The 25,672-nt window shown below is 36.7% G+C and carries 16 protein-coding genes; 13 read left to right on the forward strand and 3 right to left on the reverse strand.

Annotated features, from left to right (window positions below; genetic code table 11):
- The first annotated feature begins 28 nt into the window (after positions 1-28).
- From LVD15_RS19580 to LVD15_RS19590, 3 genes are all read left to right on the forward strand, one after another.
- Positions 29-3,112, forward strand: coding sequence for a SusC/RagA family TonB-linked outer membrane protein (locus LVD15_RS19580; RefSeq protein ID WP_233776900.1), 3,084 nt, complete (start codon positions 29-31; stop codon positions 3,110-3,112).
- Positions 3,113-3,123: 11 nt separating this feature from the next.
- On the forward strand, positions 3,124-4,617 hold the full coding sequence (locus LVD15_RS19585; RefSeq protein ID WP_233776901.1) for a RagB/SusD family nutrient uptake outer membrane protein: 1,494 nt from the start codon (positions 3,124-3,126) through the stop codon (positions 4,615-4,617).
- A 137-nt stretch (positions 4,618-4,754) separates the two neighbouring features.
- Positions 4,755-8,120, forward strand: a complete 3,366-nt coding sequence (locus LVD15_RS19590; protein ID WP_233776902.1) for a VCBS repeat-containing protein — start codon at positions 4,755-4,757, stop codon at positions 8,118-8,120.
- A gap of 5 nt (positions 8,121-8,125) precedes the next feature.
- Here the strand turns inward: LVD15_RS19590 and LVD15_RS19595 are convergent, their stop codons facing one another.
- Together LVD15_RS19595 and LVD15_RS19600 are read right to left on the reverse strand one after the other, a co-directional pair.
- Positions 8,126-8,824, reverse strand: coding sequence for a LytR/AlgR family response regulator transcription factor (locus LVD15_RS19595; RefSeq protein ID WP_233776903.1), 699 nt, complete (start codon positions 8,822-8,824; stop codon positions 8,126-8,128).
- Positions 8,821-9,894, reverse strand: a complete 1,074-nt coding sequence (locus LVD15_RS19600) for a sensor histidine kinase (RefSeq protein WP_233776904.1) — start codon at positions 9,892-9,894, stop codon at positions 8,821-8,823. The genes LVD15_RS19595 and LVD15_RS19600 overlap by 4 nt, the downstream gene beginning before the upstream one ends.
- A gap of 209 nt (positions 9,895-10,103) precedes the next feature.
- Here LVD15_RS19600 and LVD15_RS19605 point away from each other — a divergent pair, with 209 nt between their 5' ends.
- From LVD15_RS19605 to LVD15_RS19615, 3 genes are all read left to right on the forward strand, one after another.
- Entirely contained in the window at positions 10,104-10,469 is a 366-nt protein-coding gene (locus LVD15_RS19605) for a hypothetical protein (RefSeq protein WP_233776905.1), read from the forward strand.
- A 25-nt stretch (positions 10,470-10,494) separates the two neighbouring features.
- Positions 10,495-13,266 (forward strand): outer membrane beta-barrel protein, encoded by a 2,772-nt coding sequence (locus tag LVD15_RS19610; RefSeq protein WP_233776906.1) that lies wholly within the window; start codon positions 10,495-10,497, stop codon positions 13,264-13,266.
- Between the two features lie 183 nt (positions 13,267-13,449).
- Positions 13,450-13,590 (forward strand): hypothetical protein, encoded by a 141-nt coding sequence (locus LVD15_RS19615; RefSeq protein ID WP_233776907.1) that lies wholly within the window; start codon positions 13,450-13,452, stop codon positions 13,588-13,590.
- Between the two features lie 14 nt (positions 13,591-13,604).
- Here LVD15_RS19615 and LVD15_RS19620 read toward each other — a convergent pair whose 3' ends face one another.
- Positions 13,605-14,786 (reverse strand): glycosyltransferase family 2 protein, encoded by a 1,182-nt coding sequence (locus LVD15_RS19620; RefSeq protein WP_233776908.1) that lies wholly within the window; start codon positions 14,784-14,786, stop codon positions 13,605-13,607.
- Positions 14,787-15,100: 314 nt separating this feature from the next.
- Here LVD15_RS19620 and LVD15_RS19625 point away from each other — a divergent pair, with 314 nt between their 5' ends.
- From LVD15_RS19625 to LVD15_RS19655, 7 genes are all read left to right on the forward strand, one after another.
- The gene (locus LVD15_RS19625; RefSeq protein ID WP_233776909.1) at positions 15,101-17,437 is read left to right on the forward strand and encodes an MBG domain-containing protein; all 2,337 of its coding nucleotides are present in this window, start codon (positions 15,101-15,103) and stop codon (positions 17,435-17,437) included.
- Positions 17,434-18,441 (forward strand): PorP/SprF family type IX secretion system membrane protein, encoded by a 1,008-nt coding sequence (locus tag LVD15_RS19630; RefSeq protein ID WP_233776910.1) that lies wholly within the window; start codon positions 17,434-17,436, stop codon positions 18,439-18,441. The genes LVD15_RS19625 and LVD15_RS19630 overlap by 4 nt, the downstream gene beginning before the upstream one ends.
- A gap of 26 nt (positions 18,442-18,467) precedes the next feature.
- A complete protein-coding gene (locus LVD15_RS19635) occupies positions 18,468-19,724 on the forward strand; it encodes a hypothetical protein (protein ID WP_233776911.1) in 1,257 nt (418 codons plus the stop codon).
- Positions 19,725-19,847: 123 nt separating this feature from the next.
- Positions 19,848-22,016, forward strand: a complete 2,169-nt coding sequence (locus tag LVD15_RS19640) for an exopolysaccharide transport family protein (RefSeq protein ID WP_305038971.1) — start codon at positions 19,848-19,850, stop codon at positions 22,014-22,016.
- Positions 22,017-22,119: 103 nt separating this feature from the next.
- A complete protein-coding gene (locus LVD15_RS19645; RefSeq protein WP_233776913.1) occupies positions 22,120-23,547 on the forward strand; it encodes an O-antigen ligase family protein in 1,428 nt (475 codons plus the stop codon).
- Between the two features lie 66 nt (positions 23,548-23,613).
- Positions 23,614-24,291 (forward strand): TolC family protein, encoded by a 678-nt coding sequence (locus LVD15_RS19650; RefSeq protein ID WP_233776914.1) that lies wholly within the window; start codon positions 23,614-23,616, stop codon positions 24,289-24,291.
- A 30-nt stretch (positions 24,292-24,321) separates the two neighbouring features.
- On the forward strand, positions 24,322-25,668 hold the full coding sequence (locus LVD15_RS19655) for a flippase (protein ID WP_233776915.1): 1,347 nt from the start codon (positions 24,322-24,324) through the stop codon (positions 25,666-25,668).
- The last annotated feature ends 4 nt before the right edge of the window (positions 25,669-25,672 follow it).

Here is a 25,672-nt window from a genome sequence, read left to right on the forward strand (position 1 = left end):
ATTATTCTAACTTATAAACCTATAACTAATGACGCTACGTTTTACTAACCTCAACAGGCGGTCGGGGTTGAGATTGCTCCTCAGTCTGTTCGTAATGCTTACCTGTAGTCTTTCCTATGCACAAAGCAGAATCTCAGGTACCATTCTTGATGATTCAGGCTCAGCACTTCCGGGAGCCTCTGTGCTAATTAAAGGAACTTCTAAAGGTACAGTTACTGATATCAATGGAGAATACAGTTTATCTGCTAACCCGGAAGATGTACTAATCTTTTCTTTTATAGGGTACACCACCCAAGAGATTAATGTAGGCTCCCAAACCAAAATAGATGTAACCCTGGAGCTCAACGCACAGGAACTTACCGAAGTAGTAGTGGTAGGTTACGGTACGCAGAAAAGAGCACAGGTTACTGGAGCTATCGCCTCCATAGAAGAGGAGGAGATCACAGCAGTGCCGGTAGCTACTACAGATCAGGTACTACAAGGTCGAGCTCCTGGTGTTTCTGTAATTAATAACGGTTCTCCGGGTACTAACCCAAATATTACAATCAGGGGCTTAAGTACACTTAATAACAACAATCCCTTATATGTGGTAGATGGAATTATCGTATCAGGCATTGGTGATTTGAACCCGAATGATATTGAGAATATCCAGATATTAAAAGACGCTTCTACCACAGCTGTTTATGGTTCTAAAGGATCAAATGGTGTGGTTTTAATCACTACTAAAACAGGTAAGTCAGGTAAAGTAAAAGTAGATTTTAGTACTTACGCAGGTAGCCAATGGTCAACTAAGCGATTTGATTTGCTGAACACCCAACAGTATGTGCAGTATGCCAATGATATTGCTGCTCCTCCCAGAACTTCAGATCCACAGTATGCTAATATGCTTCAAAATGATACGGATTGGCAAGATGAAATCTTTCAATCTGGGTTAATGCAGAATTATACTCTGGGAGTATCTGGAGGGGGTGAAAATAGTACCTTCCGTATTTCTGCAGGATACTTGAATCAGGAAGGTATTATTATTACTACCGATTATGAGCGCTTTAACCTTAGGGCCAATAGTAATTTCACATTAGGTAAATTTGAGTTTGGAGAGACATTGTCTTTGGCTCTGAGTGATCAGTCTCCCGAGACTAGTAGTGGGGGGCGTTCTATTATAGAGCATTCAATTAAAATGCCACCATACTTGTCCGTTCGAAATCCTGATAATTTGGGAGGTTTCCAAGGACCTAATTCGTCCATTGACGGACAGGATGCTGCCAATCCAGTCAGAATTTTAGAATTGGTAGATATTAGTAACAGAGAAAGAAATATAATAGGTAATATATATGGTCAGTATGAGATAATAGATGGTCTTAAATTTAAGTCTCAACTAGGAGGTGAATATTCTCATTTTAGATTTAATATTCATTCGCCTTCATATAATGATGATTCTGATGGAGCTACTGGTGCACAACCTTTTTCTGAATCTTACCTGAGCAATGGAGAGCTCATGACTGTGACTTTTACCAATAGTCTTAACTATAATCTAACGTTAGCCGATCAGCATAATTTTGAAATTTTAGCGTTAACTGAATATGTAGCTACGGATACTAGAAATCAAAATTCGAGTACAAGGAATGAATTGTCCGATGATATAGAAGAATTGTGGTTTCAGAATCTAGTAACTAATTCTTCTACTATAGAATACAGAAGAGTAGGTTATTTGGCCAGATTAAATTATAATTTTGAAGGTAAATATATTTTCTCAGGATCTTTTAGAAGGGATGCTTCATCCCGTTTTGGAGCCAATGAAAGATGGGGGTCATTTTCTTCTATTTCGTTAGGATGGAGAATAAGCGATGAAGATTTCTTTAGTTCATTAGATTTTATTAGTAATCTAAAATTAAGGGCCAGTTGGGGGCAAACTGGTAATGATAATATTATGGCTTACGGATATCAAAGCTTAATAGAGCCTACCTTCTTTTATCCTATAGGAACTGAATTAACAGCTGGAGCCAGCTCAGCAGGTTTAGCCAATCCCGACCTAAAGTGGGAAACTAATGAAATGTCTAACATAGGTTTAGATGGAGGATTACTAGATGATAAAATTACTTTTTCTTTAGAGTATTATTTCAACAAAGGAAAGGATATACTTTTACCTACAAAGTTACCTAGTTCATCTGGTTTTTATCAAAACGATTATGTCAGAAATATTGGGGAAATGGAGACAAAAGGTTTTGAAGCAATGATAGGTTATCAAGGTAAATCTGGAGATTTTGAATGGTCTGTATCCTTAAACTTAGGTACAAGTAAGAATGAAGTCACCAGTACTGGCCCCAATCCAGCTTTAGAAGGAGCGTCATTTGAGGGACAATTTATAACTCGAGTGCAGGTAGGAGAACCAGCCTTTAGTTTTTATGGATGGCAATTTGATGGTATTTTCCAGAATCAGGCAGAGATTGAGGCCCATGCTATTCAACCCAATGCTGAGCCAGGAGATTTTAGAATTGTCAATACAAATACATCTGAAGTTAATGGTAATCAGGTTATTAATGATGATGATAGAGTTTTTATTGGGAATCCTTACCCTAAAGCTACAGGTGGGCTTAACATATCAGGTAAATATAAAAACTTTGATTTGAGCATCTTTGTAAATGGTGTTTATGGCAATGATGTATATAATACTAATAAATATGATTTAGAAGGAATGCCACGTCTTTTTAACTCAGGCACAGCCGTACTTGATCGTTGGACAGGAGAGGGGACATCTAATACTGTTCCAAGAGCATTAGGTGTTAGTACTAACACGGAAATATCCAGCAGGTTTGTCGAAGATGGCTCTTTCACTAGATTTAGAAACATTTCTATAGGCTACACCATCCCTCCATCTGTATTTAATGATAAGATATCTAAATTCAGAATATATGTAAGTGGACAGAACCTAATCACAATAACAGATTATAGTGGCTTGGATCCTGAAATTGGTAATTACTCTGCAACTGCCCCCAATGCTGTACCGGGAGCCATTGGTGGTTACAATACTGCCAATAACTTCTCCTATGGAGTTGATTTTGGAAATTACCCAATTGCTAAATCCATCATTGCAGGTATTCAAATCGGATTTTAATTAACATGATCATGAAAAATATAAATAAAACAATATTGTTGCTCTGCATACTTTTTATGACTTATAGTTGTAATGAAGATGATTTGTCATTAGAAAGTCCAAACAGACCTCCCGCGGATAATTTCTTTCAAAATAGAGCCCAACTTCAGGCTTCGGTTAATGCAATTTATTCCAACCTACAAACGCAAGGGTTATATAATAGACATATGTTTTTTGCAATGGATAATATGGCGCATGAAAATTCTGGTAACTCTCAACTTGAGGCGGATAAGAGGCAATATTTAGAATTTACCTTTAATGCAGATCATGGTGCTATTGGTGCTTTTTGGGAAAGCTGTTATAGAGGTATTCATAAAGCTAATTATGTGATTAACAATCAAGAATTAATAGATCAAATCCTCGTTAGTGAATTGCCACCTGAAGAGAAAAATAAATTTTTAGGAGAGGCTCATTTTCTTAGAGCATTCTATTATTTTATTTTAGTTACGAGATTTGGGGATATACCCTATATCAAGGAAATACCTCAATCTACAGAAGGCTTTCCTATTCGTCCAGAAGAAGATATTTATAATGATATTATAATTCCTGATTTAGAGTTTGCTGTAGCCAATTTATATGCTAAAGAGAATACTGAAAATGGTAGAGCAACGGTTGGAGCTGCATATGCTTTATTAGGAAAAGTGCACTTGTATAGGCAAGAGTATCAAGCAGCTAAAGATGCGTTTACTAATATTTTAGGTGAATATACATTAGTAAATAATTATGAGGAGAATTTTCTGGAAGAAACAGAACACAATGAAGAATCTATTTTTGAAGTAGAATTTGATGATGCTTTTCCTGATACAGATAAATGGAATTCGGATGTTTCTGGAGCAGGCTATAATGAAGTGACCTTTCGTGGACAGGAGTATGGTTGGAATGACTGGTTCAATGTTTATCCTTCTGAAATGCTTCTTGATGAATATGAAGACGGTGATCCCAGATATGACATGACCTTTTACTCCAATGGAGATACCTTCGCAGGTGGTATTGTATCCATTCCTCTTGATAGAGTAGCAGCATGGAGAAAGTACCAAAATTACTATAAAGATGCTAATGAAGATCAGGCATCAGGTATTAATATGAAGGTTATAAGGTTTGCTGACGTTCTGCTAATGATGGCAGAGGTAGAAAATGAGCTGGCAGCTGATGGAGGTGATGCGTTAATGTATTTAAATATGGTGAGAGATCGGGTCGGTATGCCTAACTATGGTACCCCTGCTATGAATGCTACTTATCCTGTTACTACTAAACAGGAACGATTTGAAGCAATAGTGCATGAACGCATGGTGGAGCTAGCTGGGGAGCAGGTGAGATTTCCAGACTTAGTAAGATGGGGTATAGCTGGTGATGTTCTTGGTCAATTTGATTTTCAGGTAGGTAAGCATGAGCATTTTCCTATTCCTCAAAGAGAAATCAACTCTAATGACAAGGTGACTAACGCAGATCAAAATAATGGATACTAAAATCTTATAAAGCATTAATGCTGAAGATTATCTCTTGTATAATAAGTTAAGTTGAAAAGGTTCTGAAGGCGTTTAACATGTTTTTAGAACCTTTTTTTGAATTACAAATAATTGATCTATTCCTAAATAAACTAATTATGTCATTACTGCAGAAGTTTAAGTACAGTATACTCGCTGGCTGCTTCGGTCTGGTGCTAAGTTGTATGCCAGAGAAGCCCAATGAAAAGGTCAGTGAGGAAAATGATGTGAAGTATGCACTCTTTAAAAAAGTTTCAATTGAGAAGTCTAATATAGATTTTGCCAATAAGCTTACAGAAACGGATACATTTAATTACTTCAATTACCCTTATATCTATATGGGAGGCGGTGTTTCCGTGGGGGATTTTAACAATGATGGCCTTATTGATATCTATTTCACCGGCAATATGGTGGAAAATAAGCTTTATCTCAATAAGGGAAATCTGGAATTCAAAGATGTGACCCAGACTTCGGGTACGGCCGGAGATGGCTCCTGGATGCACGGTGTCACTGTCTGTGATATTAATAATGATGGCTGGCAGGATATTTATATCAGTGTATCTGGTAGAAGTAAGAAAACACCTAATCAATTATTCGTTAATCAAGGCTTAAATGATGAAGGTATTCCTGTCTTTAAAGAGATGGCTATGCAATATGGTATAGCTGATGTTGGCCATAGTACACAGTCCACCTTCTTTGATTATGATAATGATGGCGACCTGGATTTATATGTGGCTAACTATCCCATAACCAAGTTTGATACTCCGTCATTTTATTACAGTCAAATGAATAAACACCCCAGAATGGATCTCTCTGATCATTTATATAGGAATAATGGTGATGGTACTTTTACTAATGTAACAGAAGAGGCGGGTCTGCTTTCTTTTGGTCTGTCTTTGAGTGCTACCATTAGTGACCTTAATAATGACGGCTTTAAAGATATATATGTATCTAACGATTTTGCTAGCCCTGATATCTTGTATATGAATAACGGGGATGGCACTTTTTCTAATACCATTAAGCAATCTACCAGACAAACGGCTTACTATGGAATGGGAGCCGATGTGGCTGATTTTAATAATGATGGGTACATGGATATTTTTCAGGCAGATATGGCTCCTGAAGATAACAGACGGTCTAAAGAAAATATGTCTGGAATGAACCCTGCAGGTTTTTATGAGCTGGTAGATTTAGGGCTTAACCACCAATATATGTACAATGCTTTGCAAGTACACCGTGGGGTTGATGCCAATGGCCTGCCTCAATATAGTAACATTGGTTGGTTGGCCGGTCTTACCTCTACAGACTGGAGTTGGTCTCCGCTCTTTGCTGATTTCGATAATGATGGCTGGAAAGATATTTTCGTTTCCAATGGTACCAGAAGGGATGTGAACAATAATGATTATTTCAAGAAGATACATTCTAATGATATTTATTTCAAAGCAAGTCATGGTGGTAAGAGTGATAATCAGCTGGAGAAAGTAAAGAAAATGCCTTCGGAGCCGATTGCTAATTATGTTTTTAAAAATAATGGAGATCTCACCTTTGAGAATAAAATAGAAGCTTGGGGGCTGACTGACAAGGGGTTCTCTAATGGGGCTACTTATGCTGATCTTGATAATGATGGAGACCTTGAATTAATCATTAGTAATATAGATAACAAGGCAGATATTTATGAGAATATATCTCATGATCATGGCAAGCACTATATTTCTGTGGACTTTAAAGGCCCGGAAGCGAATAAAATGGGAATAGGCACTCATGTTAAATTATGGGCTGGAGATCTGTTTCAGGTGGGTGAGCTTACTTTAACCAGAGGCTATCAATCTTCTGTAGCTCCGGAGTTGCATTTTGGATTAGGTAGTTTAACCGCAGTAGATTCATTAGAAGTAATTTGGCCAGATGGAAAGTCACAGTTAATCAAAAACGTGGAGTCAGATCAAACATTGACACTTAATTATGGTGAAGCAATGAAGACAAAAACAGCAACAAAAGAAGAGAATGCTCAACTGTTTGCTGCCTATAGTGGTGATTCTACTGTTTTACCAAGCCATGTGGAAAATGAGTTTAATGACTTTGATATACAGGTCTTATTACCGCACAAGATGTCCAATTTTGGTCCTGCATTGGCAGTAGGTGATTTTAATGGTGATGGATTAGATGACTGCTACATTGGAGCTGCCTCAGGTAGTAATGGTGCTATTTATAAACAAACGGATAATGGCTCTTTTACGAAAATTGATTTTCAAAATACTGCGGATCTTGCTTATGAAGATTTAGGTGCCACTTTCTTTGATGCAGATAATGATGGTGATCTTGATTTGTACATTGTGAGTGGAGGTAATGAATTTTCCGGTAAGGAAAATTACTACCAGGACAGGCTTTATATTAATGACAAAGGCAATTTTGTCAAATCTGATTTGCCAGAAATTACAGGTAGTGGCTCCGTAGTGAGACCATATGATTATGATGGTGATGGAGACCTTGATTTGTTTGTTGGAGGTAGGCTGACATCTGGCCGATATCCATACCCGGGAAGTAGCTATCTATTGCAAAATAATACTAAAAATGGAAAGGTAAGCTTCACTGTAGTAACCAATGAAGTAGCGCCAGGCTTAGAGAATGCAGGTATGGTCACAGATGCTCTTTGGACAGATTTTAATAATGATGGACAAATAGACCTGATGGTAGTAGGAGAGTGGATGCCTATAAAAGTATACATTAACAATAATGGCACTTTTGAGGATCGTTCCGGAGATTATTTTACTGGTAATACCTCTGGCTGGTGGTTTAGTATTGCTAGCGGAGATTTTGATAATGATGGTGACACCGACTATGTATTAGGGAACCTGGGACTTAATTATAAATACCAGGCAGTACCTGGCAAGCCTTTTAATATTTATGCCAGTGATTTTGATAAAGATAAAAGTAGCGATATTGTATTGAGCTATCATAATTCAGGGCAGGAGTTTCCCGTTAGGGGAAGAGGTTGCTCTTCTCAGCAAATACCAGCCATAAAAGCCAAGTTTAAGGATTATTATACCTTCTCCAGAGCCAATGTTATTGATATTTATGGAGAAGAGAATCTGGAAAATGCTCTAAGCTACAGCGTAGAAAGCTTCGCTAGTATCTATCTGGAAAATAAGGAAGGTAAATATGATATGCTTAACCTACCTAATGAAGCTCAAATGTCTCCAATCAATGATATTTTGGTGAAGGACTGGAATAATGATGGCAATTTAGACTTGGTAGTAGCAGGTAATCTTTTCGCTTCTGAGGTAGAAACGCCAAGAGCTGACGCAGGTATTGGTTTATGCCTTTTGGGAGATGGTGAAGGCGGCTTTAAAGCTATGAATTTTAATGAAAGCGGTATTTTTATGCCTTATGACGTAAAGCAGATGGCCGAAATTAAATTGGGTAGAAAAGAGGGTTTTGTTTCAGTAAGTAATCAAGGGCCAACACAAGTGTATCAACTACAAAAGTAAAGAGGCTAGGTAAGCCTTTGGGTGACTTCATCTCTATAAGATTTGCCTATAGGAATATAAATTTCACCGACTTGTAGCTGATTTCCATAAATAGATTTAATTACAGTCTTATTCACTATATAAGACTTATGCGTTCTTATAAAAAGGCTTGAGGGTAATTCACTTTCAAGCTTTTTTAATGATTCAAGAGCAATAATCTTTTCGCCAGATTGCAGATGAAATCTAACATATTCTCTTAGGCCTTCTATATACTTGATTTCAGATATTGGAACCAGGTGTATTTTATGATCAGCCTTTATAGAAATCGTAGTTTTTTGAGGTGACTCTGAAGAAGTCTTTTGCTCCAATTTTATTAGATCTAAAGCTTTGTTTATGGCATTAATAAATCGCTCTAGCTTAATGGGTTTAAGCAAATAATCTAATACATCAAGTTCATAACTCTCAAGGGCATAATTTGGGTAAGCCGTGGTGAGTATTACCTTTGGCTTTTGCGTAAAAGATTTTAGAAATTCAATTCCTGTAAGCTCAGGCATTTGAATATCCAGCAGGATGATGTCCACAGGCTGTTCATTTAAAAAGCTCAAGGCTTCCACAGGATTTTTAAAGGTGCCTACTAGCTCCAGCTGACTCATTTTGCTTACATACTGAGTGAGTAATACTCGGGCCGGGTGTTCATCATCTATTATTATACAGCGCGCTTTCATACTTCTATAGTGAGGTTAACAGTGAATGAATCAGCTTCTTCTTCAATAATTAGTTCGTGTTTATTAGGATAAAGTAACTCTAATCGTTTTTTTACATTTTCAAGCCCTATGCCGGAGGTTTTGTCTTTAGAGTAATTTTGAACAGGCCTACTATTACTTATGCTGAATAAAATTTGCTCTTCTTTTGATATGAGTGTGATTTTTAACCAACCATTATCACTTTCCAGGTTGCTGTGTTTAAAGCTATTTTCTATAAAGGGAATGAAAAGCATGGGTTCTACAGGCAGGGCCGTATTTGTTACCTTAATATTCAAATCAATATTGGCTTCTCCTTCAATTTTTAACTTTTGAAAATCTATGAAATTATGGATGTATTCGATCTCTTTATCCAGACTCACTTTGTTCTCATTACTTTCATAAAGCACATACCTAAGCATGTCTGATAGCTTCATAATCATATCCGGAGCCTTTTCCTGACTAGTGAAAGACATGCTGTAGATGTTGTTTAGAGCGTTAAATAGAAAATGAGGATTAATCTGAGACTTTAATAATTTAAGCTCTGTATTTAAATTTTCATTTTTAATATCTGCCTCAGCTTCCTGTCGTTTACGAGTTTGCATGGTAAGCCAGAAAGTGGTGCTTATAAATAATACCGCTACAGATGATATATTATCCATTATCACTCTTGGGCTTATTCTAAATGTTCTTACAAACTTATCAGGTCTATGATCAGGCCTGGGTGGAGGCATATCTCTAAGGCCTTGGAATCTTTCCGGTGGGTCAATAGGGAAAAAATGATGAATAAATTCTCTGAAAAAGTAGATAGCTATCAGCAGAGAGATTATGGAAAGCAAGTACAGGATATACCTGTTTTTTTCCATTAGTTTAGGGAGCAACACGTATACATTAATATAAAAAATCAAGGCATGAACTCCTATGATCCTCAGTGTGAGCCACAAGCTTTGTACATAATCCATCCAAGCTGATGACACCCAGTTATACATTACTATAGCGTAAGTAAGCCATAATATTATATGTATTCCTATTCTTTGAATTCTCTCTCTTCTCATCACATTGTAAATTTAAATAAACATTACAAGCGGTACTGATAATATTCAACCAATGGCCTTTCTTTATCTATGAATAGAAAATGAGCCTCTATGAAAAACAGGTCATTGGGTGTAGTTGTACTTTCGTTGAGAAAAAGCTTTAGTATGTTGAAAGAATTTTCAAGTGAGACATAATTAAGAAAAATTGCTTGGTGAAATTATAACAAGATATGAAAAATATAGTAATGATATGCTTTGCGCTTATAGCTCTAGGCCAAACAGCCTTAGGGCAGCCAGGTAGAAGAGGTGACTTTGCTGATAGAATTGACGAAGAGAAGAAGGAGGTGCTACAGGAAATAACTGATTTGAATGATGATCAGAAATTGCTGATAGAAGAAGTATATGAGCAATTTAAAGCTTCATTAAAAAATACTATGAGTACTGGAGAACGAGGAGAGATGAGGGAGAAATTTCAAGACATAAAAACAGAAAAGGATAATGCCATTAAGGATGTTTTAAATGAAGATCAATTCAAACTTTATGAAGAGCTTATGCAAAAGAGAAAACCTCCGAGAAGGCAGCAGAGGGATGAATAATATTATTAAACTTGTTGTGTATGTTATGATTCTGACTCCAGGAACAATCCTGGGTCAGAATCTTTCTGTTTCTGGCCATCTGGTAGATCAAAACGATCAGTCTGCCGTGGTGGGAGCCACTGTGTTGCTTACCAATGTGAAAGATACTACTAACATATACTATGGAGTAACTGATGAGCAGGGTGCTTTTCAAGTTAAGAACCTGTCAAAGGCCTTTTATAAATTAAGAATTACCAGTATTGGTTATAAACCTTATCTGCAGTTTGTAAGGGTAGAGACAGAAAAAACAGACCTGGGTAAACTCACTTTAGAGGAAGATACCAAGGTGCTCAGCGATGTAGAAATTACCGGAGAAGTGATACCCGTTAGGCAAAAGGGAGATACCACGGAGATGAACGCACTCGCATATAAAGTTAATCCTGATGCTAATGCAGAAGATCTTGTAGCAAAAATGCCAGGGATAATAGTGAAAAGTGGATCTGTACAAGCACAAGGTGAAGATGTTAAGAAGGTGCTGGTAGATGGAAAGGAGTTTTTTAGTTCTGATCCTTCATTGGCCTTGAAAAATATACCTGCAGAAATCATAGATAAAATAGAAGTCTTCGATCAGCAGAGTGATCAGTCGCAGTTCACAGGTTTTGACGATGGCAATACAACTAAGACCATCAATATTGTAACCAGACCAGATAGGAGAAAGGGACAGTTTGGTAGGGCCTATGGCAGTTATGGTTCTGAAGATAGGTATGCATTAGGAGTTAATTTAAACTCATTTGATAGTACCAGAAGAATGACCGTGCTGGGCATGGTCAATAACATTAATCAGCAGAATTTCGCTCAGGAAGATTTATTAGGAGTTATGAGTGGCGGAGGCAGAAGAGGTAGACCGGGCAGAGGCCCAAGAGGTGGAGGTTCATTCAGAGGAGGAGGTTCTGGTAATTTCTTAGGATCACAGCAAAGTGGTATTTCAGAAACTCAGTCTTTTGGTATTAATTTCGATGATGAGCTTTCGTCAAAAATTCATATAAATGGCAGTTATTTCTATAACAGAAGTGATAACAGTAATGATCAAACTTCATATAGAGAGACTTTTCTAAATGGAGATTCGAGCCAATTTTATAATGAAACTTCTCAATCAGGAAGCATTAATAATAACCACAGACTCTCTATGCGTATGGAGTATGAAATGGATGATAACAATTCTATTCTTTTTTCACCAAGAATAAGCTTTCAGGATAATAGCTCTATATCATCTCAGAGTGGAATTACTACTTCTCAGTCTGAAAACCTGATTAGCAACACGCTCTCAAATTATGATAATGATCGTTTCGGTCTTAATTTTTCAGGAAACTTATTGTTTAGGCATAAATTCGAAAAGAAGGGAAGAACACTTTCACTAGATGTCTCCAGTAGTGTTAATACTAATGACGGAGAATCTTATCAGAGGTCTGAAAACACATATTATCTTAATAGTGATCGAAGCGACAGCTTAAATCAGTTTATAGATTCCAATACTAGAGGTAGAACTATCAGTGGAAATTTGGTCTATACTGAGCCAATAGGAGAGTATGCTCAGTTAGAGTTTACTTATAATCTGTCTCAAACTTATAATGATGCTGAGAAAGAGAATTATGATTATGACTTTCAGCAAGAGGTTACGCAGCAATTAGATACTGCCCTTTCTAATACTTTTGAAAGTAAGTACTTGACCCACAGACCTGCAGTGGGCTGGGGATATAGAAAAGATGCTTTAAGTGTGAGAGCAAATGTAGGCTTTCAAAGTGCTACGCTTTCCAGTGATCAGGAGTTTCCTTATAACTATTATTTGAAACGTACTTTTCAAAGTGTGTTGCCTGATCTGATGATTCGTTATAGAGTTTCTCGTAGTAAGAATTTTAATCTCTTTCTGAGAACCAGCACTAGTGCACCTTCAATTTCTCAACTTCAGAATGTGGTAGATAACACTGAGCCTCTGTTCTTATCTTCTGGTAATGCAGATTTAGATCAAAGCAGAACATCACAACTTCATATTAGATATTCAAATGCTAATTCGGAGAAGTCTACCCAGTTTTTTGTTATGCTCATGGCACAGAATACTGCGGATTACGTTACAAATGCCACTTTTGTAGCATCACAAGATTCTGTTCTTAACGGCGGCATAGTTCTCAATAGCGGAGCACAGTTATCTACACCAGTCAATATTGATGGGTACTGGAATACCAGAGCATTTTCAGCTTACGGATTCCCTGTTAAGTGGTTGAAATCCAATATTAACACGTCATTATCTGTCGGTTATGTGCGTGCGCCCGGTATTACTAATAATCAATCTAATGTAAGTAGAACCTATAGTGCAGAAGGAGGAGTAACTATAGCCAGTAATATTAGCGAAAAGGTGGATTTTACGGTTTCTTACCAGGCTAATTATAATTATGTGGTCAACAGTTTGCAAAAAGATGATGCGGACGATTATATAACCCATAACCTAGGCTTGAAATCTAATTTTATATTCTGGAATGGTTTGGTGTTTAGAAATGATTTTCAATACCTGCAATATGCCGGATATGATGATGCTAGCCTCAATGAGGGCTATGTGCTCTGGAATATGAGTGTGGGTAAGAAATTCCTCAAAAATGATAGAGCAGAACTGTCTCTTTCAGTATATGACTTGCTGGCTAATAACACCAGTATTTCACGAACTAATACCGAGAGTTATATTGAGGAGGTGAGAACTAACGTGTTACAAAGGTATTTTCTAGCCACTTTCACCTACACAATTAGAAATTTCAAGAGCAAATCATAATGCTAATAGAAGATATATGATTGTTTGTTGAAAATTATTTCTGAAAAAATATTCATAAGCTACTTTTAAATTATACGGGACTAGAGCTTTTATTAGCATCATGGTATAAAAATTGTAAAAGCTAAAAAGGCAATAGTAAAAAAGTAATAATTGCTTTAGTTCCGTTCTCTAAAAAATAGCAATATGAAAAAGAATAAGCAGGCGTTCATTTTGTGTATGGGTGTGGTTTTGGCCATTCTTCTTCTTCTGGTAATTAAACGGGACGTTACCACTAAAAGTACTACCATAGAAGAGGTGGCCTCTTCTATTGACGGTAGTGACTAATGAGATTAAAGTGGTTATGCTGCTCTTTTTGCTTTTTCCCACACAGCAGATTGTGATCCTTTTAAATACCTGAAAAAACCTCTGAAAACGGCATAATTCATCATGCTGAAATAGTAAGGTATAAAGAATATCTTCAGCTTTAAATTATTGTTTTGAAGTAGCCAGCCAATAATAGAAAAGGCATAAAAGGCTATTTGACACACCAATATTAGTTGATATAGCGGTATTTGAAGATAAGCCAGATATATATTAGCCAATAATACTAGAATGAGACATAGTGGTGCTAAAGTCCAGCGAAGAACGCGGTGAGAAATGTACTGAAAGCTTAAGACACCATATTTAAAAATATTAAGCAGCCCCTTTAACTTTACTATAGCTTGTATACCACCTGCAGCAATTCTTATTTTTCTTTTTAATTCTTCCTTCACTGAAGCTGACCCTGATTCCATAGCATAAGCATCAGGCTCATACACTACTTTGTAACCTTCCATAGCCAGAGAAAGAGAAATATAAAAATCCTCAATTACGATATTTGTGTCCACCGGGTGGAATAATTCTGTCCGTATAGCGAACAGTTCACCTGCAGCTCCAACTACTGAGTGCAATTCAGAATCCCATTTCTTTAATTTAGATTCATACTTCCAGTAGAAGCCTTCGCCAGAGGCGGCAGCTCCATCCTTGTCTTTAGAAAGCACCCTTTTTTCACCGGCTACCAGACCTACTTTTGAGCTAGCGAAGTGGCGCCCTAAGTTTTTCAAGGCATCCTGATTTAAAAGTGTATTGGCATCAGAAAATACAGTGATGTCTGTTTTCATAAAAGGAATCATACGGTTTACGGCCGCTATTTTTCCACTTCTTTTATCTTCATGGTGGTGCTCTACTTCCGGATACTCCTTAATAATATCCATAGTTCTATCAGAAGATCCATCCGTAACTATTATTACCTTCAGCTTATCTTTTGGATAATCAAGATTGAGAGAGTTCGCAATCTTTTCTCTAATGAAATCTTCTTCATTATAGGCTGCTATAACATGGGTAATGTTTGGTAGAAAATCTGCTTCGGATTCTGGCTTTTGAGATGAAGAGAAGGCCCTCTTTAATTTTACCAATATGAATAATAAAATACCATAACCGAGGTAGGAGTAGAATATGATGAATATTCCGACCCAGAAGCAAATTTCTATAACTATTTTCATTAAATATTTTTAGTCAGTAAAAACACGCAAAAAAGCGAGTTGTTATCATATATCAAAATTTTTTATGCAAAGTAAGTATTAAGAATAATAATGGATGTTAGAAATGTATAAAAATATATTATAAATTTGTTATAAATTTAAGTTTGAGAGACTAATGACAGCTTTTATTCCTTAATTTGTTAAACAATATTTTAAGAATCGATTTTCTGAATTACTCTCAAATAAAAAGAAGTTCGTTTAATAGCGATAACTTTTAACACTTAGTAATGTTATTGCTGTTAATATTCACCTCTTGCATATATGGTTGTCTTATAATGAAGCAAAATTTACTAATTAATAATAAAGTATTCCTTCTCTTATGGTGCTTGGGATTGCCTTTTTTTGCGAAGGCACAAGATCCGTACATCACCAGCTCTCCGGTAGAATCAGCTACTTATGGAGAATCGTATTTATATGAAATTACCACTGGAGGTAATGATTTTTTGGGTATTTCTATAGTGCTTGAATCCGGAGAATTACCACAAGGTATTGTTCTTACAGATTTTGAGAATGGTACAGGTGAGCTAAGTGGAATTCCAGAAGAAACAGGTGAGTTTGAAATAGTACTGCGAGCAGAAGACTTTTTTGGAAGAGGTACAAATCAAAGTTTTACGCTTACGGTAAGCAAGGCAGAGGCTAATATTGAACTTAGTGGGTTGAATGCTACTTATGATGGTAACCCTAAATCGGCCTCTTATACCACAGTTCCAGCAGGTCTTAACGTGAATTTAACATATAACGGAAGTACCACTGAGCCTGTAAATGTAGGGCAGTATGCGGTGGAGGCTACCATTGATGAACCTAATTATTCTGGTTCTGCATCAGGTACCCTTACAATAGTAAGAGGGGAAGCTACTATTCAGCTTAGTGATTTGGAGCAGGTGTATGATGGCTCACCTAAGCCAGTAAGTTATACAACTGTGCCGGAGGGACTACCCGTAGATATTACCTATGATGGTTTAAGTACGGTGCCGGTTAATGCAGGTACTTATGCCGTTGAAGTCAGGGTTACCCACGGTAATTATCAAGGCTCGGCATCAGCTAATTTAGTGGTGTCAAAGGCTAATGCCACGGTAAATGTGACTCAACTTAATCAGGTGTACAATGGTCAGCCCAGACAAGTATCAGTAAGTACAGTGCCTGCAGGACTTAGTTATGAAACTACCTATGATGGATCTACAACCGCACCTACTAATGCAGGTACATATGATGTAGTGGTGAATATTGACAATATTAATTATCAAGGATCATTTACAGACCAACTACAAGTGCAAAAGGCCACTGGTATTGTTACTCTAAGTGCCTTTACTACCACATATAATGGAACTGCGCAGCAAGTGGGTGTTTCCACTTCGCCAGCAGGGCTTCCTTATGAGGTCACTTATAATGGATCTACTACAGCACCCACTAATGCAGGAACGTATAATGTAGAAGCCACTATCACATCTAATAACTATGCGGGGGAAGCTACAGGAGTCTTTACTATTAATATAGCCAATGCTTCCGTAGTTATTTCAGATCTTAGTGTGACCTATGATGGTACGGAAAAGCCAGTGACAGTAACTACAGATCCTGAAGGAATCAATGTAGCGGTTACATACGATGGAGAAACGCAGGCACCAATTGAGGCAGGCACCTATCAGGTAGAAGCCGTTATTGATGATAGTAATTACTCAGGAAGTGCTACAGGTAGTTTGGTAATAGATAAGGCCACTGCGGAAATTACTTTTTCAAGACTTACCGTTACTTATAATGGTGAGCCACAGGGAGCTAATGTTACTACCTCTCCAGAAGATCTAAACCTAACAGTTACTTATGATGGTGTAGAGAACGAACCCAGGGAAATAGGTACTTATAGTTTAGAAGCTGAAATTGTAGAAGATAACTATGAAGGTACAGCAAGTGCTACTTTCACCATTAGAGAGCCCGAAGGCTCTAATTCAAGACCGGTATTAACAAACCTGGAGCAGCAACCAATTGTCTATCAGCAAGGCGATGGTGCTGTGAGAATAACTGATAGCTTGATAGTCAATGACTTTGATAATGCCTATTTGGTATCTGCTCAGGTAAGCATAACTTCTGGCTTTGAGCCACTCTATGATGAACTAAGCTATGATATAGACAATGAAAATTTAGAAGTGAATTTTGATCAGAGCAGTGGAGTGTTAACCATAACCGGTGAAGAGACACGCTCTAATTATGAAGTTCTTTTAAGAAATGTTCGTTACTCTAATTCTTTTTTCGGAGAGTCTACTATAACAGAAAAGACGTTATCTATAACGGTAAATGATGGGTTTAATGATAGTAATGAAGCCTCCCGGCAAGTGAATATTACAGTGCTCAGAGATTTAGGTATTGTTAATGCCTTCACACCAGGAAACGGAGATAATGTAAATGACACCTGGTATCTTGAAAATTTAGATCAATACACCTCTGTTCAAATCAAAATTTTTGAGCGGAATGGGAGGGAGGTCTATAACTGTCAGGGCTCAAACTGCGCTTGGGATGGCACTTATGAAGGTAAAGAACTACCATCAGGCATGTATTTTTATACTATTGACCTTAATGAAGGAAGAAGAAAATTTCAGGGTACCGTTACAATTTTAAGATGAGAAAACTCAAGACATCTACAATACTATTATTATTTCTAATGGTATCTGCTAAAGTGGCTAATGGTCAGCAAACTGGTATATTTACACAATATTATCTCAATATGCCTAACCAAAACCCTGCTTTTACCGGTATTGATCCATTTTTAGATATAAAAGCTGGTTTCAGGCAGTCATGGAATGATTTTGCAAATAAAAATAATTCATACTTTATTACCGCTGATGGTTCTATTGGAGGGAATTCAGGTGATGTGCTTAAAAATAATGCACTTAGAGTGAGTGATGATTCTTTTACACCAAGTCAGGAGGCCAGGCGGCATCATGGGCTTGGCGGGATGGTGCTTTCGCAGAATTTTGGAGCTTTTAAATACTTACAATTAAACCTTAACTATGCTTATCATTTGCCGGTATCAGATCAGGTTAACCTTGCTTTAGGTACTCGAGTGGCATATAGCTCCCATGAAATAGATTATTCAGACCTGCAAGTGCGCGATCAGGTGAATGATCAGCTTTACCAGAGCCTGATGGCAGTGGGAGCGGGGAAGCTGCAGAGTATGCTCATAGATTTTGGTATAACCATGTATTCAGATAAATTTTATTTAGGCATATCTACCGTGAATTTGGTAAGTGAAGATGTAGGGAGTGATCAGGTAGGTGATATTGAAGAAGAAAAAAATTATAAAGCTAATGTAGGCTATGTGATGACACTAAATCCGGACTTTGATTTATTGCCATCGGCAGACTTCACTTACGGTGATATTTACGGGCTCACCTGGCAAGGAACAGCCCGGCTGAGGTATAAGGAAATGGTATATCTAGGTTTTTCTTATGAAAATGATATTAGAGCATCATTATTATTTGGTTTATCTTTTGAAAACAAATATAGTTTTCACTATTCTTACGATTATTTTACTCATGACTTAAACGACTTCAACAAAGGGAATCACGAATTTGCTATTGGATTATTTTTATTTAATAAATACTCTAAGAATTCTAAATTTTGGTAAAGTTGTGTATTGAATTTTCTTTTTGAATGAGAGTTTACTTAATCGTTTATATATTATTATTTGGTTTCTATCATCATTTGAATGCACAGGCTGTGCAGTTTGCTGAGCCTGAAAAGCTGGGTGGAAACGTTAATTCTGAGGCTGAAGAAATGAGCCCGATGCTATCTCCTGATGGCAAAACGCTCTATTTCAGTAGAGCTTTTGATGAGACCAACGTTGGAGGCAAATATGGGGGCATTGATATTTGGCTAACCCATAAAACTGAAGGTGGAGAATGGACTGATGCAACAAATAATTTAGGAAATCTAAATAATAAAGATAATAATGCCGTTATTGGTATTAAAGGTGGGGGAATTGTTCTTTACTTATTAAATTCCTATAATAGAAAATCGGGAATATCTTTTACCAAATTGGTAAATAACGAATGGATAAAACCCGAGTTTATTGAAATACCGGGGCTTAGCAAAGATGGCTTTGTAGGCTTCTATGTATCCCCGGATTATGAAGTGATACTGATTTCTTTTGTAGGGCCAGATACGCATGGCAAAGAAGATTTATATGTATCTCTAAAAAAAGATGGCGAGTGGACTAAACCGGTTAATCTGGGAGCTACTGTTAATACCAGCGGTTATGAAATATCGCCATTCCTTTCTCATGATAAAAAACGCATTTATTTTGCGAGTGATGGTCATCAGGGTTATGGCGATGCTGATATTTTTATGTCTGAGCGACTCTATAATAGCTGGACAATTTGGACGATCCCTCAAAATTTAGGTAGTAAAATAAATAGCGAAAAATTTGATGCTTACTTTTCAATTACTAAAGATTCAACGGTTTTTTTTACCAGTAACAGAGGTGGTGGATATGCTGATATTTATCAATCAAAAATTGTGTCTAAGAAAAATGAAGGGTATGCAGACATGAAACAATTGTTAAAAGAAACGCAAGGACTGCTTAATCAGTTAAAGGCTGATAATGAAGTTTATAGCGTTGAATTTGTTGATAATGCAGCTGAAATAAGTGAAGATGGTCAAGAGAAAATAGAAGAGTTTATTTCATCATATGGCGAACAGCAAAAATTTATTTTAACTTTCGATGCGAAACAGGTAGAAAGAAATAATTCTTTAAAATTACTTAACAATAAGCGACAGTCAGCGGTTATGAACCTTTTAATATCTAAGGGATATGACATTAATAATTTAGTGATAGAGAAGGAAGGTTCAGATATGCAAAGTCAACTTAACGGAGATAAAAACACTCTTTATATAATTCATCTTAAATAAAAAAGCGACTAATAGTCAATCATGGATATACTTATAATTTTTAGATTATTACTCAGAAAAATCTGGTGGCTTGTAATCATACCGGCAGTGATAATTGTCTTAGCAGTTGTTCTCACAATTAATATGCCTTTAAAGTACCAGTCTACGGCACAGTTGGCCACAGGATTTACACAGGAAGGGCAGATACAGGTTACAGATGAAAGGATGAATTTAAGAGATGCAGGAGTGAAGTTTAGTAACCTTGTAGAGACCATGACCTCAGAGTTGATTTTGACATTGTGCACCTACCAACTGGCTCTGCATGATTGGCAGGAGGCAGAAGATGCGCCATTTGTTACCTTAGATCCTGATGAGGAAGCTGCTGCTCTTTTAACTCCTACAAGTAAGAAGAAGTTCATTAAAATAATAGAGGAGAAGTATGAAAAAATGGAACTTCTCTCTAGTTATAGCGCAGAAGATCAAATGCTTATAGAGGTGCTAGCAGGTTATGGCTACCTGAGCTGGCAATTGGTGGAGAATTTATCGGTTTTCCGAGTAAGAGATACTGACTACGTTAAAGTGCAGTATTTATCTCCTAACCCTATAATGTCTGCCTTTGTGGTAAATAATTTGAGTAAAGAATACATCAGGTATGAAAACTCATTAAATAAGAATTTCTCAGGTCAGTCTGTAGATTTCTTCAGGAAACAGTTTGCCGCAAAAGAAGAGGCACTTCAGCAAGCCACTAAGGCATATAATGATTTTAAAACTGCTACCGGAGTACTTAGCTATGAGGGCCAAAGTGATGCCCGAATCACTCAGGTTTCTGAGTATGAACTCATGAAAGAAAATGCCGAAAGTGAAATTTCTCGTTTACAATTATCAATTGCAGATGTTAACAGAAGGATAAACCAATTGGGAAGTGGTAACCGAAGGGCTGAAATTAATGCTAAAATCGTAGAAATAAGAAATAAGATAGATCAGCTTAGCGAGCAGTACAGGCAGTCAGGTTCTACAGATACCGATTTAGCTAATTCCATAAAAGATCTAAAATACCAGCTTCAAGTTCAAATGACCAAGCTGGCTGACCAAGAGGCTTTAGAAGGAGCAGGTTCAGGGTATACTAAAGAGGAGTTAGAGCAGCAGAGAGATGAGTACCAACTGTCTTTACAAGTAGAAAGAAATAAGCTGGCTCAGATTAACAGTAAATTAAGACAATTAGGCTCTAATATGTCTGGTTTTGCCAGTAATGAGGCTCGTATGGAAAGACTTAGAAGTGAACTGGAAAATGCTAAAGAAGAGTATAATGAAGCTCAAAGCAGGTATAACACAGAGCTTAGCAAAGCCATGGTTTCAGAAACTTCGGTGAAGCTTATTATTGCGGGTCAGCCCAATGGCACTCCAGAATCTAGCAAGAGATGGATTATAGTGCTTATGGCAGGTGTGGCCAGCTTCTTTATCTGTGCATTTGTAATCATTATTATGGAATTTATGGATGCCAGACTTAAAACACCAGTACAGTTTAAAAAGCTGGTAAATATGAATCTAATAGGTACTATTCCTTCAATACCGATAAAGGTGGCGGAATTGCCTATGTTGTTTAAAAACAATAAAATAGAAAAGCCGGAAAGAGAAACATTTAAACATTTTCTTAGAAAACTGAGATATGAAATGGAGAGACAGGATGATTCCGTTTATCTCATTTCCAGTAATAAACAAGGAGAAGGAAAGACCTTTATTATTCTTTCATTGGCTTACTCTCTTAGCCTTATTAAAAAGAAGATATTGATTATTGATACCAACTTTAGAAATAATGCGCTTACCAGAATATTATTGCCAGACAAGGCTGATAGAAAGCGTATTAAGATGGGGCAGTTTCTATTAAACTCTCCGAATTTAAGCGAAGAGGAAGGTAAAGATGCCAAGTATCAAAAATCTGAAAGCAAGGTGGACACAGATGAAGAGTTTGCAAGTAGTATTGTTTCTCCTACATCTCATAAGCAAATCCATATAATAGGTAATACTGGTGAGCAGGCTTCACCGTCTGAAATTTTTGCAGGCAGAGATTTCCAAAATATGATTAAACAATTGAAGCTTAATTATGATTATATCTTTTTGGAAGGTCCATCTCTTAATGAGTTCTCAGATACTCGTGAGCTTATAGAGTACTCTGATAAGGTAGTCACCATTTTTTCTGCTGACTCAGTTATAAAACAGATAGATAGAGAGTCATTAGAATTCTTAAGTGGAATTAAGGAAAAACTAGGCGGAGCAGTACTCAACAAGCTGGACATTAAAGATTTAAAACAGTAGTAATGCAGGAAAATTCACCGAATAAGGTAGGGTTTAAATTTATGGTCATCAGCTTCGTTTTGATAACGTACCTGTATATTTTTTATACAACCTTATTTAACTGATGAGTAAAATTCTTGAAGTTTCGGAGAAAAAGGTATTAGGAGTACCAGTGCTATTTTATGCACTGTTAATATTCTGTGCCATGATAACTTCGCTTATTCCTTTATTTGGATGGAAGCTATTTGGGGTAGTATTAGCAGCTGTCATAGGTATGTCAGTGGTGGTTGTAGCCTTTTCTAATTATAGAATAGCACTGATGATATTTGGTGCCTATGGCTATTTGTTATTCCTGATAGGAGATACCTTACGGCTAAATTTACCCATGGGGGTGCCTTTTGAGATTATGATTGGGATAATTTTTGTCGCTATCCTGGTTAAGAATAAGTATGTAGATTACCAAGTTGAGGACAATAACCCTTTTACTAATGCTTTTGGAATAACTCTTTTATTATATCTGGCCTTAGACCTGATTTTAATAGTAAACTCCCCAATGGGAAGCTTTTTGTCTACTATTAGGTCTACCTTATCATTGGTAATGGGGTATTATTGCTTTTATAAAGCCTTTAAATCCAAACAGTTTATAAAAAGCTTTCTTACTCTCATTTTAGCTTTATCTTTTTTTGCTGCTTTATATGGTCTTAGACAAGAATATTATGGCCTTACTGATGCAGAGTGGCAATGGCTCACCAGTGATCCGAGAAGGTATGAGTTAGTATATATTTGGGGGCACGTAAGAAAGTGGTCATTCTTTTCAGATGTTAATGCATGCGGCCTTACCATGGCATTTACCGGGATTTTCTCCATTGTGCTGGCGTTTGGCCCATTCAAAAATATTAATAGAATTATACTGGTAATTATAGCCATTTGCATGCTCTTAACCATGAGCTATTCAGGTACGAGAACGGCTACCGCTATGGTTCCTCTTGGCTTAGCATTTTACTTCTTGCTAACAATAGACAAAATGCGAACTCTGGTTATTTCAGGAGCTGTAATATTAATTTTTGGAGCCCTTATGTTTGGGCCTTTTTATGGTTCTACGCTTAATAGAATCAGGTCTACCTTTAATTCAGATGATCCATCTCTTAATTTTAGAGAGTATAAAAGAAGAAGGCTTCAGGGGTTTGTATTATCTCACCCTATAGGTGGAGGGTTAGGAACCGCCAATGAAACTGCAGGAAGATTAAGTACAACATATGACCCGGATAATGGTTACTTAAGAACTGCACTGGACAAAGGTATACCAGGCTTGTTTTTACAGCTGACCTTGTTTTTCGTTTTTATGATATTAGCTACCAATGCTTTTTATGACATGAAAAACGAACGGAATAAAGCATTGACAGCAGCTTTTATGGCGGCACTTTTTGCTATCACAGTGGCCCAGTTCTTTCAAGATGCCGTGGAACAAAAACCTATAAATCTTTTGATATTTTCAGGAGTTGCAATGGTATTTAGATTAAAAGAATTGGACGATAAAGGTGAAAATATATAAATGAAGAATTTAATTAATCAAATAAATTACAGACCTTTAGTTAGGCTTAAATCAAAATTTTTATCAATGAAATTACTGACCTTTACCTTAACTCTAATCTTAGTTAGCTTATTCAAGCTAAACGCGCAGACTATTGATTATGATAGAATAGTGCTGCCAGAAGATGCTCAGGATATTACTATTGAAGAAAGGTTAGTGCAGTTGGCGTGGAAAAATCATCCTGATAATAAAATGTTATTTAGAGAGAAGCAGGCCGCTAAGTACAACATGAGATCTACACAGTGGTCATGGCTTGAGCAAATTAACATTTCTGGTAACTTAAATGAGTTTACTTTGGACAAGGATAGTGAGAGAAATAACTTTTCATTGAGCTTTCCTCTGGGAATGTTTGCTACCAGACCTTTGGCTGTAAAACAAGCTCGAGAGATGTATAAAATCTCTGATGATCAAATAAAAAGCAAGATGATCCAGGTTAGAGCGTCTGTTTTGAGTAGTTATGAAAACTATAAGACCAATAAAGAAATTTATGAGATCGAGGCTAGTGCCACTCAAGATATAGAAGCAAGTTTTCAGCTTACTGAGCAAAGATTTAAAAATGGAGAAGAAAGCTTAGAAGATTATAGCAATACTTTACGCTCTTTTAATGATCAGAAGAGAAAGGAAATTAATGCTCGTAATGCCTATAATTTAGCTAAGATAGAGCTGGAGGCATTAATAGGTCTTAAACTGGAAGAGGTCCTATAAGGTTTTTGATAAAGGGAAAAGGGGAATTTTGTGAAGAAACTGTTAGATCTATTTCAAAAGAGTAGAAAGTCTTACTGGGTAAGATCAGGTACTTATACATTACTAGGTCGTTCTAGTAATTTAATATTTGGCTTTGTTAATTTTCTGGTACTGGTCAGAGCTCTGACTGTAGATGAATTAGGTACATATACACTATTCATGACCATCTGTACTTTCATGGAGTTAATAAAGGCTGGGTTTATTGGAAATCCACTAATCCAATATTCATCAACCTTAAAAGGGAGTGAGTATACTAAGGTGATTTCAGCGTCACTATTTTTAAATATAGCGATAAGTGCCGTACAGGTGGTAGTAATACTGGTTTTCGCTTTTTGGCTTAGTGATTTTTGGTCAGCGCCTGAGTTACAGGTCATGTTTATAGTATATGCCGTTACGTACGTTGTCAATGTGCCATTGTCACATCTTAACTACATACAGCAGGCTAATTTTGATTTCAAAGGCAATTTTTATTCTAATTTCTTCAGGCAATTAATCATGTTCACGTTTATACTTTCCTACTTGGTAGGCTATAAGTATGACGTAGTAGAGCTGAGTTATGTGCAGCTTTTGAGTATTGCTGTTGCATTGGTTTTTGGTATATATTTCGGTAAGCAATACTTCTCATTTGATAGAAATATATCTAAAGAATGGCTGAGCAAGCTATGGAATTATGGTAAATATACTTTTGGAACTAACGTGAGTTCTAACTTTTTGAGGAACATAGATTCATGGATGTTAGCCAAGATGATTTCCCCATTGGCTACTGGTTTTTATAACCCTGCCATACGTTTAGGTAATTTATTTGAAGTGCCTACTACTACTTTAACCTCAATAGCTTTTCCGAAACTGGTAGAAAGAATAAAAAATCAGGGAGAAGATGCTGCAAGACATTTATATGAGAAGTCTACAGGGTACATATTTGCAGTGATGCTACCTGTGGTTACTTTAGTAATTGTTTTCGCAGATTATGTGGTTTTAATAGTAGCTGGTGAAGGTTTCGATGAGACAGTGCCGATTTTAAGAATAACCATGTTATACGGCCTTATTGTTCCTTTTAACCGTCAGTTTGGTATTACCCTGAGTGCATTAGGAAAACCTCATTATAACTTCTATTTTGTGTTTGTTAATGCTATTGTAAACACAATATTAAACTATATTTTTATTACGAATTTTGGCCTAATAGGAGCGGCGTTAGCTACGCTTACTACCTTTATGATTACTCTGCTGTATAACCAATATTATATTCATAATAAACTTCACGTTAGGTGGAGAAGGATATTTGGATATAGCTTATCCTTTTATAAAGTAGGTTATCAGAAGGCTAAATCAATACTTTAATTAT

It is taken from the genome of Fulvivirga maritima (assembly GCF_021389955.1).
Classification (GTDB): domain Bacteria; phylum Bacteroidota; class Bacteroidia; order Cytophagales; family Cyclobacteriaceae; genus Fulvivirga; species Fulvivirga maritima.

Excerpts from the sequence above, each read along its gene's own strand:
- LVD15_RS19585 (WP_233776901.1), top strand. The coding sequence starts at position 3,124 with ATGAAAAATATAAATAAAACAATATTGTTGCTCTGCATACTTTTTATG.
- LVD15_RS19650 (WP_233776914.1), top strand. The coding sequence starts at position 23,614 with ATGAAATTACTGACCTTTACCTTAACTCTAATCTTAGTTAGCTTATTC.
- LVD15_RS19580 (WP_233776900.1), top strand. The coding sequence starts at position 29 with ATGACGCTACGTTTTACTAACCTCAACAGGCGGTCGGGGTTGAGATTG.
- LVD15_RS19625 (WP_233776909.1), top strand. The coding sequence starts at position 15,101 with ATGAAGCAAAATTTACTAATTAATAATAAAGTATTCCTTCTCTTATGG.
- LVD15_RS19605 (WP_233776905.1), top strand. The coding sequence starts at position 10,104 with ATGAAAAATATAGTAATGATATGCTTTGCGCTTATAGCTCTAGGCCAA.
- LVD15_RS19635 (WP_233776911.1), top strand. The coding sequence starts at position 18,468 with ATGAGAGTTTACTTAATCGTTTATATATTATTATTTGGTTTCTATCAT.
- LVD15_RS19620 (WP_233776908.1), bottom strand. The coding sequence starts at position 14,786 with ATGAAAATAGTTATAGAAATTTGCTTCTGGGTCGGAATATTCATCATA.
- LVD15_RS19615 (WP_233776907.1), top strand. The coding sequence starts at position 13,450 with ATGAAAAAGAATAAGCAGGCGTTCATTTTGTGTATGGGTGTGGTTTTG.
- LVD15_RS19640 (WP_305038971.1), top strand. The coding sequence starts at position 19,848 with ATGCCTTTAAAGTACCAGTCTACGGCACAGTTGGCCACAGGATTTACA.
- LVD15_RS19630 (WP_233776910.1), top strand. The coding sequence starts at position 17,434 with ATGAGAAAACTCAAGACATCTACAATACTATTATTATTTCTAATGGTA.
- LVD15_RS19610 (WP_233776906.1), top strand. The coding sequence starts at position 10,495 with ATGATTCTGACTCCAGGAACAATCCTGGGTCAGAATCTTTCTGTTTCT.
- LVD15_RS19600 (WP_233776904.1), bottom strand. The coding sequence starts at position 9,894 with ATGAGAAGAGAGAGAATTCAAAGAATAGGAATACATATAATATTATGG.
- LVD15_RS19590 (WP_233776902.1), top strand. The coding sequence starts at position 4,755 with ATGTCATTACTGCAGAAGTTTAAGTACAGTATACTCGCTGGCTGCTTC.
- LVD15_RS19595 (WP_233776903.1), bottom strand. The coding sequence starts at position 8,824 with ATGAAAGCGCGCTGTATAATAATAGATGATGAACACCCGGCCCGAGTA.
- LVD15_RS19645 (WP_233776913.1), top strand. The coding sequence starts at position 22,120 with ATGAGTAAAATTCTTGAAGTTTCGGAGAAAAAGGTATTAGGAGTACCA.